The sequence below is a fragment of the Bacteroides pyogenes genome, assembly GCF_014196225.1.
Taxonomy (GTDB): domain Bacteria; phylum Bacteroidota; class Bacteroidia; order Bacteroidales; family Bacteroidaceae; genus Bacteroides; species Bacteroides pyogenes_A.
Genome location: NZ_JACIDI010000007.1, coordinates 49,722 through 65,607 on the forward strand (window position 1 = coordinate 49,722; position 15,886 = coordinate 65,607).

Below are 15,886 nucleotides of genomic sequence, written 5' to 3' on the forward strand. Positions count from 1 at the left end.
GGCGGTTTCCCATGCTTTCATCACTAAGCCATCGACAGAGAAAGCTTCGCAAACCTCCTGTCTTCCGCCGGCTTGCAACCTCTCGCCCGCTTACTCCATCAAGCTGAAGGCAAGCACCGCCAATCCCACGATTGCACAGTAAATGGCAAAATAGACCAGCTTGCCCTTTTTCACAATGTTAATCATCCATTTGCAAGCCAGACATCCGGAGATGAAGGCCGCCATAAAGCCGACAAACAGAGAGAATGCGGGAATGTCTCCTGCCAGCGACTGACCTTTCATCAGTTTCAGCCCATCGAGCAGCGCCTCACCCAGAATGGGGGGAATCACCATCAGGAAAGAAAACTGAGCCAGCTTCGCCTTATTGTCGCCCAACAGCAGTCCGGTGGCGATGGTGGAGCCTGAACGCGACAAGCCGGGCATCACCGCGCAAGCCTGAGCGATACCGATAACGAAAGCATCTTTCACCGAAATCTTTTCTTTCTGACGCGGCTTATAATAATAGGAGAAAGTGAGCAGGGCGGCCGTGAGCAGCAGCATACAACTCACGATGAACAATCCCGATCCGAAAATCTCTTCTACATAATCCTTGAAAAACAAGCCCACGATAGCGACCGGAATCATCGAGACCAGAATGTTGCCCACATAGCGGGTTTCCTCATTCATTTCAAACTTGAACAGTCCGCGGAATATCCAGTCGATTTCTTTCCATAAAATAACGAGCGTGCTGCATACCGTAGCCACATGCACAATGATTGTAAAGGACAGGTTTTCTTCGGCATTCACACCAAAAAATGCCGCCCCGATAGCGAGGTGTCCACTGCTGCTAACGGGCAAATATTCCGTCAATCCCTGAATCAATCCAAGGATTAAAGCTTCTAACCAATTCATTCTTGAGTTCTTAGGTTTTTAGTTTCCGATTTTTCAATAACTACTCCGCATCCTTGCTGCCTGCAGCGTTCTTCTCATCCGCGCGGCTTACGAAGCACGGCATAAATCATGGACAAAAAGCCGGCAAGGCAAACCACAGGCGCCACCCTGATTCTGCGCACACTGAAAATATCCGGCTGGAAAGCCGTTTCAGACGATGAAGGGCCTGTCATGAGCAGAAAGCCGATGATGACTACCGCCATTCCTGCCGCAAGCAAGATAAAGTTCACTTTATCGAAGGCAAATTTCCGTTTATCAGACGACATCTTTATTCAAATTTTGGGATTCTTATTGTTAGTTCTCAATTCTTTAAAACGATGAAAAGCCGCTAAATATAGTACAGCGTGTTGGCCTTCATCTTCAAATATTTATTCATGGAAAGATAAGCGCAAAACCAGGTGATGAGCACGCCGAACACCAGTACGCTTCCGCAAACCACGAGCATCACCCGGGGCGTGATGACCCGCACCAGCTCTTGCTCGTAAGCCACTGCCCAATAGGCCGCCCCCATCAATATGGCATCCGCCAGCAAAGCCGCCACCACACCGCTCCACACGTTCTTCCTCAGGAAAGGACGCCGGATAAACGACCAACTGGCTCCCACCAGCTTCATGGTGTGGATGAGAAAGCGCTTGGAGTAAATGGCAAGCCGTATCGTATTGTTGATCAGCGCGAAAGAGATGAACGTGAGCACTACGGCCAACGCCAGCAATACCAGACTGATGTTGCGGATGTTCTCATTCACGGCATCTATCAGCTCCTTCCGGTAGAGCACATCCTGTATGTTGGTCTCTTTCCTGATCATTTTTTCTATCTTCGCGATGCTGTCGGAATTGGCATAGTCCGAGTGCAGCTTGATCTCGATGGATGCGGTGAAAGGATTATAGCCCAGAAACTCCTCCGGGTTGGTCCCCATCGCCTCGCTCTGCTCCTTCAACGCCTGCTTTTTCGAAATATATTCGGACTGCTTCACAAAAGCCTCTTTGTTCAGTTTCTTTTGCAGTTTCAGGATGTCGGACTCCTTCATGTCATCGCTGATAAGCACCGAGAAGCTGATGTTCTCGCGGACATAGACCGACAGGTTGTGCGCCGCAAGCACAAAAAACACCACCAGCCCCAGCAACAGCAGAACCAGTGTGGTGCTGATGCTCGAAGTGATGAACTGCATATCGAAAAGCGACGCCGACTTCGGTTTGTATTTATTCTTTTTTCCCATCCATCATCTTTTTTTACGGAATACATATATCATCGAACTGCTCCGGTCTTTATGCCCCAAAGCGCTGAACCATGCAAGCGTGCCGGCGTACAAGCCTTTCAGGAAGCTACATGAGGCTCCGCGGTGCTTCTCGCTCAGCATCGACACATAAAACGCGTCGAACGGCATAGGATGGCGCGCTGCCATGATGAACCCGTGGCGGGAAGCCAGCTGCTGAATGGTAGCCGGAGTGAAGTGCCACAAATGGCGGGGCACATCGTAAGCCGCCCAATACTCGCCGTAACGCGCCGCATCGTAAGAAGAGGCGTTCGGCACTGCCACGATCAGCACTCCCCGTTCGGCAAGCAGCTCACGCAGAAGTTCCCACGTCTCGTTCAGCCGCTCCAGATGCTCCATCACGTGCCAAAGGGTAATCGCATCGAAACTGCCGGGATCGAACTCTTTCAGCGCAGCTTCCGGCTTTACCTCCAAGCCGAAACGCTCGAACGCGAACGCCCGCGCCTGCGGACTCTTCTCCACCGCTTCCACTTTCCAACCGCGACGCAACATCGCATCGGCAAAGTATCCCGTTCCCGTTCCGACATCGAGCAAACGCCCTTTCCTTCGGTGCGCCTCTTTCATCACCAGCCGCGCCTTGCGCCCCAGCATATACGAACGCACATAATGGTATACGGTATTCATCATCCCCTTTCGGGTGTCGGTGTGCGAAATGTAATCGGGAGTCTCGTAATATCGTCCTATCTCGGCCTCCACAGGCACTCCCTGAGTGAATGTAAACCCACATTCGCCGCACGAACAAAGCTGAAACCGTTCGCCCGAAGCATAGAAATCCGTACAAGTCATCCCCTCTTTCAAGTGTGTGCCGCCACACAGAGGACAAGCGTTTATCGTGAGTTTATTCATCTATAAAAACCAAATGAAGAGCGTACGGCGAAAGAACGGTAAGAAATCGCAAAGTATCAACCAGTTTCGGCAGTACACTCCATGCCCTAATTTGGTGCAAAGAAACAAATAAAATGTGATGTAAAGGGGTTTCTTTAAGTACTTTTAATAGAAGAAAGAAATTTCTACAACCGATAACTCACATTATTCCTGAGGCTTTCTGAAAAAGAAAAAGGGAAGAAGGCTTTTACACCTCCTTCCTCTGAGTAAATATTCTGTGCCTCCTATTCCACCGGCGGATAAACGACCTTCCAATCCATTCGCTCCAAGTCTTCCAAGGTAAGTCGATACACATGGAGAATGGGAACACACTTACGAATGATGTCGCAAGGTTTGGAATGATATTCCCAATAAATATCAAAATCCATAATCAAAAACTGAAGGTATTTATTACGTTTAAAATAATCTTCCCAAACTCCTAAATCATGAGGACCAGTGAGCGCGGGTAAATTGAACGATGAATTCGATGAAATACGAAACGCCCCAAGGTTACATACGAAAAGACTCACTGAACGTACAGGTTGTCCTTGACAAGCAATATCCCGGTTGGATTTATTAACTATCACAATGTCAGAATGCCCCTCCCTTCTGCAAGCGTATAACAGCGTGAAAGCAACAAAAAACAGTACAAAGTTTCTGATTCGTTTCATATTTACATTCTTTTCATATTCATCAATATTTTAACCAAAACATCCGCAATGTCATATTGGGGGAGTGTATAGCGCCGGATAATTTGTAATCGTAATAACAGCTAAATTGCAATGCAACTCCTTTCCCATTGCGCCCGGTTGCAATCAGGCGCATAACAACCATCTACCTCAGCGATGCAAAGATACAGTTCCACCTTCCGAACTAAAAAAGGGAAGAAGGCTTTTACACCTCCTTCCTCTGAGTAAATATTCTGTGCCTCTTATTCCACCGGCGGATAAACGACCTTCCAATCCATTCGCTCCAAGTCTTCCAAGGTAAGTCGATACACATGGAGAATGGGAACACACTTACGAATGATGTCACAAGATTTGGAATGATATTCCCAATAAGTGTCCCAATCCATAATCAAAAACAGAAGGTATTTATTACGTTTAAAATGGCTTTCCCAAACTCCTAAATCATGAGGTCCTCCATAATACGAAGTAGTCATCTGAGAACCCGGCAAAATACGAGTTGCACCGGTTCCGCACCGAAAAAGCGGAATGAATTCCGATTCCGGATTGATGGGATACCGTTCCTGAACAGCTATACTTCGATCGGAATGATTGACTATCGTAATGACAGTATGCCCCTCCCTTCTGCAAGCGTATAGCAGCGTGAAAGCAACAAAAAACAGTACAAAGTTTCTGATTCGTTTCATAATTCACATTCTTTTTATATTCATCAATATTTCAGCCAAAACATCCGCAATGTCATATTGGGGGAGTGTATAGCGCCGGATAATTTGTAATCGTAATAACAGCTAAATTGCAATGCAACTCCTTTCCCATTGCGCCCGGTTGCAATCAGGCGCATAACAACCATCTACCTCAGCGATGCAAAGATACAGTTCCACCTTCCGAACTAAAAAAGGGAAGAAGGCTTTTACACCTCCTTCCTCTGAGTAAATATTCTGTGCCTCCTATTCCACGGGCGGATAAACGACCTTCCAATCCATTCGCTCCAAGTCTTCCAAAGTAAGTCGATACACATGGAGAATGGGAACATATTTATGAATGGTATCGCAAGGTTCGGAATGATATTCCCAATAAGTGTCACAATCCATAATCAAAAACTGGATATATTTTCGACTCTTAAAATGGTCTTCCCAAACTCCTAAATCATGAGGGCCTCCATTATACGGAATAATAAGCTGAGAGTCCGGCAAAATACGAGTTGCACCGTTTCCGCACTGAAACAGCACAGCAAATTCCGCATTGCCGGGAAACTGTCTCTGAACAGATATACTTCGATCGGAATGATTGACTATCGTAATGTCAGAATGCCCCTCCCTTCTGCAAGCGTATAACAGCGTGAAAGCAACAAAAAACAGTACAAAGTTTCTGATTCGTTTCATATTTACATTCTTTTTATATTCATCAATATTTTAACCCAAACATCCGCAATGCCATATTAGGGGAGTGTATAGCCCCGGATAATTTGTAATCGTAATAACAGCTAAATTGCAATGCAACTCCTTTCCCATTGCGCCCGGTTGCAATCAGGCACATAACAACCATCTACATCAGCGATGCAAAGATATAGTTCCACCTTCCGAACTAAAAAAGGGAAGAAGGCTTTTACACCTCCTTCCTCTGAGTAAATATTCTGTGCCTCTTATTCCACCGGCGGATAAACGACCTTCCAATCCATTCGCTCCAAGTCTTCCAAGGTAAGCCGATACACATGGAGAATGGGAACATATTTATGAATGGTATCGCAAGGTTTGGAACGATATTCCCAAAAAGTGTCACAATCCGTAATTAAAATCTGAATGTATTTATGATGTTTTAAATAATCTTCCCAAACTCTTAATTTACGTTCACTATCTGGTGCGGAGAAATTGAACGATGAATCCGATGAAATACACAATGCTCCATCGTTACATAAGAAGCCATTCTCTGACGTTGAAGGCTGTCTTTGACAACCAATATCCCGATTGGATTTATTAACCATCACAAAGTCAGTATGCCCCTCCCTTCTGCAAGCGTATAGCAGCGTGAAAGCAACAAAAAACAGCACAAAGTTTCTGATTCGTTTCATATTTACATTCTTTTTATATTCATCAATATTTTAACCAAAACATCCGCAATGCCATATTAGGGGAGTGTATAGCCCCGGATAATTTGTAATCGTAATAATAGCTAAATTGCAATGCAACTCCTTTCCCATTGCGCCCGGTTGCAATCAGGCGCATAAAAACCATCTACATCAGCGATGCAAAGATATAGTTCCACCTTCCGAACTAAAAAAGGGAAGAAGGCTTTTACACCTCCTTCCTCTGAGTAAATATTCTGTGCCTCTTATTCCACCGGCGGATAAACGACCTTCCAATCCATTCGCTCCAAGTCTTCCAAGGTAAGCCGATACACATGGAGAATGGGAACACACTTACGAATGGTATCGCAAGGTTCGGAATGATATTCCCAATAAGTGTCACAATCCATAATCAAAAACTGAAGGTATTTATTACGTTTAAAATAGCCTTCCCAAACTCCTAAACCATGAGGGCCATCTTCATTCGAAATAATAAGCTGAGAGTCTGGCAAAATACGAGTTGCACCGTTTCCGCACTGAAACAGCACAGCAAATTCCGCATTGCCGGGATACTGTTCCTGAACAGATATACTTCGATCGGAATGATTGACTATCGTAATGTCAGAATGCCCCTCCCTTCTGCAAGCGTATAACAGCGTGAAAGCAACAAAAAACAGTACAAAGTTTCTGATTCGTTTCATAATTTACATTCTTTTTATATTCATCAATATTTTAACCAAAACATTCGCAATGTCATATTGGGGGAGTGTATAGCACCGGATAATTTGTAATCGTAATAATAGCTAAATTGCAATGTATTACGATTATTGTTTACATCCAACGGATTCTTTAAAAAGTTCCACCCTTTAGCGGTCCCATTACGATAAGAGCCATCATTATTATACTTATCATATCTCTCTTGCGATGTATAAAACCCATCTATCTTATTCTTCGGATCATTGAAATAATTGAAAGCCCTTCGATTTGCATCCTGCTCAAACTTCTGAAGGCTATGGTCACTTGATTTGGCAGCGCTTTTTAAACTCGGAATTCCCACGGTAGGGATATATGCCAACCCCATCTCCTGACTTTGCAAATAGTGTCCGTACTCATGCTGAAAAAGATAGTTGTTAGGGTCTGCCTCAATATCTCTGTTGCCAATGATATAGCTGCCTAAAGTCACTGCGACGGAATTCCAATTGTTTCCTCTTACCACCGTAGCACCGCCCCAGTAATCAACATCATCCACCTGACCGGCCCAATTGGAAAATGTGGAAAAGGCTAATCCGAAAAAGGTTTGCGGACTCTGCCAGGTGAACCGAGAAAGCATTTCCCATGCTTGACCCAAAAAGTTTTTTCTCATGTCTGTGGTGAACAAGCCGCCCCAAATCTTTACTTCATTCACTCCGCCTTGCCAGCCTGTCTTAAACGGGTTCTTGCCGGTGAACAGCCCTCTGAAGAAACCGAATGTATAACCTAAGAGAAACTCCCCGCTCTCATCCACATAGCACAGCGGACTATTCATACAATAGCTGTACCGGTTGAAAGACTGCATAAAGTCAGGAAACTGCACATACGGGTCAGGACAAAGAAAACGGCCTAACAGCGGGTCATACAGACGGGCATTCATATTAATCAATCCAAAGAACGGCAGATGCTCATGCCCTGTATATCCGCGGCCCAACAACAGTTCGGGTTCTTCGCCCTGTGTGTAGATCGCCTGATTCATCGGGTTGCGCAAACTTCCCCATGCATCGAAGCTATTCTCTTCCACCACATTTCCTTGAGTATCGGCTACCTGCAAGATACTTCCCAAGTAGTCACGATGAACAAAGTAAACAGACGAGTTGCCTCCTTCTTTCAACAATACCGCAGGAGCATTGTAATATCCTCCGCCAAGATATAGCTTTTCTTTGAATCCGCCAACAGTTTCATCAAATTCATAGTTACCCCCCAGATAATAGCGTGTCAACCGGGTCAAATCATTCACAGCATACTGCATGCGTACACGCTCGTGCCCGGCATTATACGTCAGCGCCGCTTTCTTCGCACCCTGAGTGATGACGGAGGGACGATCACCGGCAATATACGCGATGTCGAGAACGGACTTCACCGGATTGTCTTGCACCGGATTAAGGCCTGTAACGGCATAAGGACGGTTGGGGTCGGTGTAGACCAGTTCGCCCGCATCTCCCTTACGCAAGATATTGCCGTGATTGTCGTAAACCACCGATTTGTCGCCATATACGGACAAACGGTTCAGCTCATCATAACCGAAACTCTCCGACAGGCTTCTCGTTTCATCCTTACGGCTTTCAAGATTGTTGTTCGAGACGTTGAAGCGGTAACTATGAGCAAACATCAGGGTTCCGTCCGCACGGGTAATGCTTCGCCTTACAGGCAGCCCCCATTCGTTGAATTCATAGCTGCGACGCATCGATCCGACAGTGAGTTTCGTCAGTTGCCCCAACGCATTCTCTTCGTCATGGCGATAGACCGGAGTTCCGTCCGCCAGACGCACCTCGGTGAGGAAGCCGTTGCGGTAGGACAGCAGTTCTGTAGCCAAAGCGCCGTTTTGCGAGACGTAGGCGATGGATGAAGTTTGCCCGTCGGCCGTATAGCTGTATGTCTTTTGCAGCCACTTGCCGTCCGGAGCCTCTTCGCGCCGTGTTTTCAGCCTGCCATACGCGTCATACGTGTTGCGCGCGGCGCTGCCGTTGTCAGACACTGCCGAAAGCAGCAGATTTTCCGTATTGTCATAGGCATAAACCGTAGTCAGATCAGGCGTTATCTGTTTCGTGAGGCGGCCGTAGCGGTCGTACTCTTTCCTGATTTCACGCCCGTCGGCGTCCGTCTCTTTGCAGATATTCCCATTCTTATCATACTCCGTTTGCCGGATTCCCGCACTGGGGTCTTTAATCCCCGTACGACGACCGTACTTATCATAATAGAAGCGCGTTTGAACATCTCCCGGAGCCACTACGGTAACAGGCTGCCCGTCGGGGCGGTAATAATAGGAGATACTTCCCGCATCATCCGTCACTTGCGTTATCAAACCCGTTACATCATACCTGCGGATGCGGCGTATGCCATTCTCGATAATCGTATCGGTCAAGGCCCCGTAAGCGCAAGAATCCACTTTACCCGAAGCATAGCGGGTAGAGGTGCGGCGACCGAACCGGTCGTACACATGGATGTTCCACCGTGAAGGAGTGCCATCCTTAGCGGGCAACGATTCTTTTTCAAGCAGGCCGGTTCGGGGATTGTACATTTTATCCGTTTTCATTTCACGTCCGTCGAATCGGAGCTGCGAGGAGCGCACTTCCCGTTTAAGGAAGTCGTAATACGTTTTAGTCACAGGTTTGCCCGTTTCGACAACGGTCATCACGTACAAACCCGGATCTCCTTCCTTGCTCCATGATGCAGACACATGCCTCACATGTCCGTCAGGGTTGCGCGTTTCTACAAGACGTCCCCACGCATCGTACACATGACGGGTCGTGCGTCCTTTATGATCGGTACTGCTTTGCAAAAGACCGGTTGCAGGGTCGTAAGCATAGGTGGACGACAAGCCCATGACATCGGTTTCTTTTATCAGACGTCCGTCCCGGTCATAGGCAAACGCTTTCGACAACCAGCCCGTCGATTCGTAAGCACGTTTCTTTGTCGCGGTCAGTTGCATCCGGTTGTTATACTCGTAAAGTTGTTGCGACACGATATTCCCGTTGAAAAAATGCGTTTTGCGGACAGGCAGATACCGGCTGTCGTAGTCTGTTTTCGTTTCGCGGGTGACGGTCGAATCATTGCGAAAACTCTTTGTCTGCTCATAACGTTTCAGTCCCAACAGATAAAGCCCGCTATTTTCCACATTCTGATAACCGTACGATCTCGCTTCTATCTTATTGCCGCCAGATGCAGTAGACATGCCGGTCACTTGCCCATACCCGTTATGCTCATATGCGATAATTTTTCTCGTCCCGTTGAGAGCATCCTTCACCGTTTCTTTCTGCAGTTTCAGAATCACTGTCTCATTCTTCGATCTTTCCAATACATAGCTGCGTATAATGGTGTCGGCAGGAGTCTCTTTTCTCACCTCCGCGCCCAAGAGTTCGGGGTCGAACACAGAAGCCATCGTACGTTTATTCACCACATCTTTCGCCTCGATCTTCCGGAAACCGCAGAATCCCAAACCCGTGCGATGGAACACGGCATTGGTGTACTTGTAATATTCCCATGAAATCTGCGTGCCTCCTTTCGTTTTTTTCTGCCATGCGGGCACATACAAGCGGGGAGTCATTATCGCGTACGGATAGTCGATATACCCCAGCGACATATCCGGTTGCCCCACATAGCGACTCTCGGACGTTTCCATTATATCCGTATAGTAATGGTTCGAGGTTACTCCGTAACTATCGGTAAGATTGTGCAGCATACGCCCTATCGACTCATCGTGCGTATAATTGTACGCATGAAGCTTCTCGTTGTCCACACAAATGAGGCTTCCCGACCGATAGTAGGCTTGAGTGACATTCGCTACGGCAAATTGTGCCGATAAATTATCCATTTGCAAAATGGAGCGTATGTTATGATTCAGGCTTATTTTCCCGTTCTCATTCAGATGGAGGTAGATTTTCCCGCGTACGTTGCGCAGCAGGTCAGGCAGCCCGTCCTTATCCACGTCCACCAGCATAAAGTTCAGGCCTACCGTCTCGTGAAAGCAATAGAACAATTCCTCCGTATGTACCTTGAATCCGGGATTGGAAGGAGTGTAAGAAGAGTTTCCGGTAGATATAAGAAACTTCCACTGTTTCCCGTTTTCCACGTTCCAATCGAATACGACCAAATCATGCTGCCTTACGCTTGGGTCAACCAGACACTCGTGCCCGGAATAGGGATGCACATAGTGCTTGTATCCGCTTGCGCTGGTACTCCTCAGATGGCTTTCATCATTGCACGCACCGCGACAAATCCCGTCTCCCAAGTGCTTGAATCCTTCCTTGCAATGTATGCGCCGGGGACCCAGAACAATATCCATATTCCCGTCGCCGTTCATGTCCGCCATCATCAGCTCCCTGTCTTTGATGCCGGGGCTTTCAAAATTGAAGTACATAATGTTGATGGCGTTCGAATATGCCAGTTGCCTGAACCCGCTTCCGGTGAACTCATATACATAAAGACCGTTTATGTTGATCAGGCAAATGTCCGTTTTACCGTCGCCGTTGTAGTCCATGGCCATCAGCCGGTCTCCATACAAGGCCCTGTTGTCCGTTTGGTACAATGTAAAATCGAAACAAGCATCGTCGTAAATAGTTTTGCGCTTATCCAGATCTACCAATAAAGCGCGTGACGGATATTTCTTTTTTTTCGGGTCGCGGCAACTGGATATGGCCAGCAACTCTATTTTCCCGTCTCCATCGAAGTCGCCGGTCAGCATCTGCCGCTCATGCACATATCCGCTCCCCTCCAGATATACGTATTCCGAATAACGTGCGGGGTCGACATCGTTCGTATAGACAGAGGCTACCAGCCTGCCATCATAATAATTCACCCTTAAGGGCTCCTCCAAGCCGTCTCCGTTCACGTCTATCGCTTCCAGTTGCTTAAAGCCTCTTCCGGCTGTAAACACAACGGGAGAAACCACCAGCTCCGACAAATCCTTGTACACCAGCAATCGTTGGTCCTCGGCAGTTTCACCGAGCGCGGGATACGAAATCAAACCGTCGCTTTTCGAATCGCGGCTGAACTTGCCACGCGACAAAACAAGAGATTTGTGCGAGTTTGCTCCCTGAACGGAATTACGAAAATAGTTAGTCAAATAAAGGCTCCTCCCCCCAAGAAACTCGATAGTCCGTTCGTCGCCATATTCGAATCGCAGGGGATTGAGCTTGCCGGTTTCCGTCTCACACTCCAGCCGCACCGGCAGATACACCCCTCGCTGCTGATAAGAAATCAGATAGCGGCGCCACAGTTTCCCTTTATGGAACGACTCCACCTTCTCCAGCAACCGACTGCGTTTCAAAGGTTTTCCATCTGCATAACGGGTCATGTTGTCATTCACGCTACGGTAGGTGAATACAATCGAATCGTTGTAGACTCCTCCGGTTTCTCCATACAAAATGGTACGGATGTAAGGCAGATTGTCTGCCTGCGTATAGATATACTTCACAGTACGCCCCTTGCGGTTAGTATGCAAAGTCATCACATAGCTGAAAGGAGCTTTCGGGGAGGCTTCGAACTTCGCGGTGCTTCCGTCGGGATAACGGACTGCCAATGTGCCGTCCGCCTGCCGGCTCACTTTCACAAATCCCTGTTCGCTCTGCCAGCTATCCGCGCCGGTCTTTATCAGACGCACGCCGTCCAGCATCAGCTTATCTTCGCTCAACGACAGAGGAGACGACTTTCCGTCGTAATAAATCGTTCCTGCAACATGGGTGATACCGGACAGTCCTCCGATATTCCATCCGTACCCCATTGCGCTTTCAGGCTGGCGGCTGTTATAGTCGAATGACAAATGAGGATGAAACTCCTCAGGATCGGGATGAATATCCACCGGCACCTGATAGGTGACGGCACCTGCCGGAGTAAGAGCATATCGAACAGGAATTTCGCCTACATCATGTGCCATGTGGTCTTCTCCCTGCATGGCCGTTTCTTGTGAGCTTGCAGAAAGAGCCATTGATAAAGCAATTCCCAAAGCAATTAATTTCCGTGTCATATTTTTCATATCAGTGTTATTGTTTAATGGTTTTGATTCGATTGCCCGACCGGTCATAGCGGTATTGTATAGGGCAGTTGTTCGGTTCTTCGGGTTTTATATCCGGCTCATCGGGAACATCGGAACATTTACCGACTATGACAGTGGTTCCCAATTGCCCGTCAGGCACGGACCCATTCATGTACTTATACCCTGCGGAAACGATATAATAAGTTCCGGCAGGCAGATTCCTCACATGCAGATAAGCAAGCCCCAGCGAAGAGTTTTCGGGCATGCCAAGCTCTATCGGGTTAAAATCGGGCGACAGGAAGTCTCCCGGCTCGAAAGTCGCTACCCGCTTGCAGGAGTAGATGCCTTCTCCCCAATCTTTCGTTTCACCCGGTTTGACGGGCCTTACCAAAAATATAGAACTGAACCCCATCCGATATGAATTCCAGTTATGAATAATCACATCTCCTGCAACGGGCAGCTCCATCCTGTAATAAACAGCCCTGCCCTGCGTATAGGTATAAGCCGTGTCATTGCTCGGAATATATGTGTCAGCTCTCGGAACATAACGGTACGGAGCATAATAAGGCGGGGCCACTCTCGTATCGCGTATGTCTGTAAATGTCGTTTTCCCCGAAGAGAAAGTAACGGGGACCGCGTACTCATACGAAATCCCGCAATTCAGATCGGTCTGCGCCTGCAACTTCAGCGCAAAGAGCGCGGCCAGTAATAAAAATAAAACTCGTTTCATCATTGTGTTTATGCTGTGTGTGTGTTTGATTCGATAATTTTACAGATCCCCGCCATCGTACGGACCGGCGCGCACGATCTTATCGACGCCGGGGATCAACCAAGCTTCTCGCTTTTACAGATTCATCGCATTAGCGCCCAAAACGCCTGCTACGGCCGAAGCCACTGCGATGATCACCTTCAGGATCGTATCCCATACTGATTTCTTCATTGCCATAATTTACCTCCTTTCCGTTCTTTAAATGGTTGTTTTATTCTGTGCCTCCGGCACATTTTCGCCATACTCCTTTTCCGCATCGAAACACGGACAGCCTTTAGTCCATTCTCCCGGCTCTATCACACCGTTTCCGTTGCGGTCGGGACTGAGGTCGCGGTGTCCGCACACCCGGCAGCCGGGAAACGCTTCTTGCAGCTGCCCAATCAGCCTCCGGAGCGCGGTCCGCTGTGCGGCAGTCCGCGTGTCTGCCGGGCGTCCCCGGCAGTCCAGACCGCCTTCATAGCAGATACCGACGCTGTTCGCATTGAAGCCCTTCGCATGCGCCCCGATACGTTCGAGCGGACGGCTGAGATGCAGCGTTCCATCCCTGCGGATGTAGTAATGATAGCCTGTTCCGGCGAATCCGCGGCGGCGGTGCATCGCATCCAAAGCCTCCGGCGAGAGCGCACGATCCTCCCTCGTGGCGCTGCAATGCACCACAATCAAATTGATAATTCGCATGATTGGTGAATGATTAGTGATTAACCGATTGTTTGTGTTTGCTACTGTGTTTGTGTTGTGTTTGTGGTTACACTTGTGTTTGTGTTATGTTTGCAACTACGTTTGTGGTTACATTTGCATTTGCGTTTGCATTTACGCTTGCATTTGCGTTTGCATTTGCGTTTGCGCTTGCATTTGCGTTTGTATTTGCGTTTGTATTTGCGTTTGTATTTGCGTTTACATTTGCGTTTGCGTTATGTTTGCGCTGCACTTTCGCCTGCAACCGGGTTTGCATTTGTGCTTGCAAATCCGTTTGTGCCTGCAACTGCGCCTGTGTTTACATTTGCGTTACGCTTGCGCTTGCAGCTATTTGTGTTTGTGCTTGCGTTACATCACTTGCAATTGTGTTTACGTTTTGCGTTTACATTTGTGTTACGCTTGCGCCTGCAACTACATTTGCGCCTGCCCCTGCGTTTGCATCAGTATCTGCAACCCGCTCTTATGCAGTGCTTCGTCGCAGGGGTTACAACGAAGGATCCGGAGCTTCCACGCCACCCGAACCTCCGCCGCCGGGCTTGCCGCTATCTCCGCCGCTTCCGGTATTTACGCCTCCTCCGGAGCTCCCGGGTTTACCGGCTTCCCCGTTGGCGGCAACCTCTGTCCGCTCGAAGCGTATACAGCGTGCGCCTGTCACCAGCGAACGGGTGGCTACCTTGCCATCCGGATGGCGTGTGGCACAAGGACGGAATCGCACCGTGAGCGAAGACTGGGCGGCAGACACCTCTTCCGCAGTTTCCACCCCTTTGCGGCTCGACTTCATCACCATGCGAAAGGTTCCGAAGCCGTCGAGCGTCACACTTTCCGAGGCCTGAAGATGGTGGCTCACCACCGTCGCCAAATTGTTCAGCGTGTTCAGCACATCTCCCGGAGAAAGAGACGAGTAAGCCGCAATCTCTTTGGCAATCTGTGCAGTGCTTACATTACCTGCGCGCAACACACGCGGATAGAATAGTTTTTTACCGTTTTTGTCTTTCAGAACGGACTGAAATGCTTCATACAATACTGGCATAGTCGTAATTTTTTGTGTTTGATTAATTCGGTTTTGTTTTCGTCTTTAAGCTTATCGACACTACAAAGATAGAAAAGATACATTTTGTATGCAAGCGGTTTTCAAATTGTGTCTTAACAAAATTATTAATCTGCGTTATTCATTGATTATCAGCTCACAGCCTCATCGTCTCTCCTGTTTACCACACTCAGCAGATAACGTCCGGGAAGTTTTATTTTCCCGCCGCTGCCGCGCAAAGCAGCAATCCCCTTCCATATCGAGCCGCCGATAGCTCCGAAGTTGCTTTTTCGGATGATGGCATATTGTTCTGCGGGCGGGATGCCGTATATCCGTAGGTTATCGAGCAGCCCCGCATAGTTGCGCGGTGTTCCGTCGGCAGGCGGAAGAAGCCCGTCGATAGCCTCCTGCGTCCATATTTTCCGCTTCCCCGAACGGGAATCCCCTTTTACACAAGCAGCTGGGGACTGAGCCTCCCCTCCGCCGCAAGGATTTGCGAACAGCTCACCCACAGCGAGCGGAGCTGCGGAATATCGGGCAGCATCCCTCGCGGAAGAGTTTACAGCCAACCCATTCGCAGCAACCGAACCAGATGAGCCAGCGGACGGAGCTACGGAATGCCGAACGCTATCCTTCTCGAAAGAGCTTGCAGCCAACCCATTAGCAGCAAATGAACCAGATGAGCCAGCGGACGGAGCTACGGAATGCCGAACGCTATCCTTCTCGAAAGAGCTTGCAGCCAACCCATTCGTAGCAACCGAACCAGATGAGCCAGCGGACGGAGCTACGGAATGCCGAACGCTATCCTCCTCGAAAGAGCTTGCAGCCAACCCATTCGTAGCAACCGAACCAGAT

At 48.3% G+C, this 15,886-nt stretch carries 14 protein-coding genes and 1 pseudogene; all 15 read right to left on the reverse strand.

Going from position 1 to position 15,886, the window contains the following annotated elements:
* Window positions 1–90 precede the first annotated feature (90 nt).
* The gene (locus GGR07_RS06465; RefSeq protein WP_122056450.1) at window positions 91–891 is read right to left on the reverse strand and encodes an undecaprenyl-diphosphate phosphatase; all 801 of its coding nucleotides are present in this window, start codon (window positions 889–891) and stop codon (window positions 91–93) included.
* 74 nt (window positions 892–965) lie between these two features.
* Window positions 966–1,196, reverse strand: coding sequence for a DUF3098 domain-containing protein (locus tag GGR07_RS06470; RefSeq protein WP_034543603.1), 231 nt, complete (start codon window positions 1,194–1,196; stop codon window positions 966–968).
* 62 nt (window positions 1,197–1,258) lie between these two features.
* Entirely contained in the window at window positions 1,259–2,146 is an 888-nt protein-coding gene (locus GGR07_RS06475; RefSeq protein ID WP_027325110.1) for a cell division protein FtsX, read from the reverse strand.
* 3 nt (window positions 2,147–2,149) lie between these two features.
* Window positions 2,150–3,049, reverse strand: coding sequence for a class I SAM-dependent methyltransferase (locus tag GGR07_RS06480; protein WP_122056449.1), 900 nt, complete (start codon window positions 3,047–3,049; stop codon window positions 2,150–2,152).
* A 263-nt stretch (window positions 3,050–3,312) separates the two neighbouring features.
* On the reverse strand, window positions 3,313–3,738 hold the full coding sequence (locus GGR07_RS06485) for a hypothetical protein (protein ID WP_034543604.1): 426 nt from the start codon (window positions 3,736–3,738) through the stop codon (window positions 3,313–3,315).
* Between the two features lie 260 nt (window positions 3,739–3,998).
* A complete protein-coding gene (locus GGR07_RS06490) occupies window positions 3,999–4,439 on the reverse strand; it encodes a hypothetical protein (RefSeq protein WP_122056448.1) in 441 nt (146 codons plus the stop codon).
* 261 nt (window positions 4,440–4,700) lie between these two features.
* The gene (locus GGR07_RS06495) at window positions 4,701–5,135 is read right to left on the reverse strand and encodes a hypothetical protein (RefSeq protein WP_122056447.1); all 435 of its coding nucleotides are present in this window, start codon (window positions 5,133–5,135) and stop codon (window positions 4,701–4,703) included.
* A 260-nt stretch (window positions 5,136–5,395) separates the two neighbouring features.
* Entirely contained in the window at window positions 5,396–5,821 is a 426-nt protein-coding gene (locus GGR07_RS06500) for a hypothetical protein (RefSeq protein WP_147298120.1), read from the reverse strand.
* 260 nt (window positions 5,822–6,081) lie between these two features.
* Complete coding sequence (locus GGR07_RS06505) at window positions 6,082–6,516, reverse strand: hypothetical protein (protein WP_034543971.1); 435 nt, start codon at window positions 6,514–6,516, stop codon at window positions 6,082–6,084.
* A 23-nt stretch (window positions 6,517–6,539) separates the two neighbouring features.
* The gene (locus tag GGR07_RS06510; protein ID WP_172545166.1) at window positions 6,540–12,539 is read right to left on the reverse strand and encodes an FG-GAP-like repeat-containing protein; all 6,000 of its coding nucleotides are present in this window, start codon (window positions 12,537–12,539) and stop codon (window positions 6,540–6,542) included.
* A 7-nt stretch (window positions 12,540–12,546) separates the two neighbouring features.
* Window positions 12,547–13,272, reverse strand: coding sequence for a hypothetical protein (locus tag GGR07_RS06515; RefSeq protein WP_034543976.1), 726 nt, complete (start codon window positions 13,270–13,272; stop codon window positions 12,547–12,549).
* 111 nt (window positions 13,273–13,383) lie between these two features.
* Window positions 13,384–13,479, reverse strand: a complete 96-nt coding sequence (locus GGR07_RS06520) for a smalltalk protein (RefSeq protein WP_148727133.1) — start codon at window positions 13,477–13,479, stop codon at window positions 13,384–13,386.
* A gap of 27 nt (window positions 13,480–13,506) precedes the next feature.
* Window positions 13,507–13,986, reverse strand: a complete 480-nt coding sequence (locus GGR07_RS06525; protein WP_051990682.1) for an N-acetylmuramoyl-L-alanine amidase — start codon at window positions 13,984–13,986, stop codon at window positions 13,507–13,509.
* A gap of 502 nt (window positions 13,987–14,488) precedes the next feature.
* Window positions 14,489–15,034, reverse strand: coding sequence for an HU family DNA-binding protein (locus GGR07_RS06530; protein ID WP_021646174.1), 546 nt, complete (start codon window positions 15,032–15,034; stop codon window positions 14,489–14,491).
* Between the two features lie 149 nt (window positions 15,035–15,183).
* Window positions 15,184–15,886, reverse strand: a pseudogene (locus tag GGR07_RS13790) (DUF4373 domain-containing protein); the annotation flags it as partial.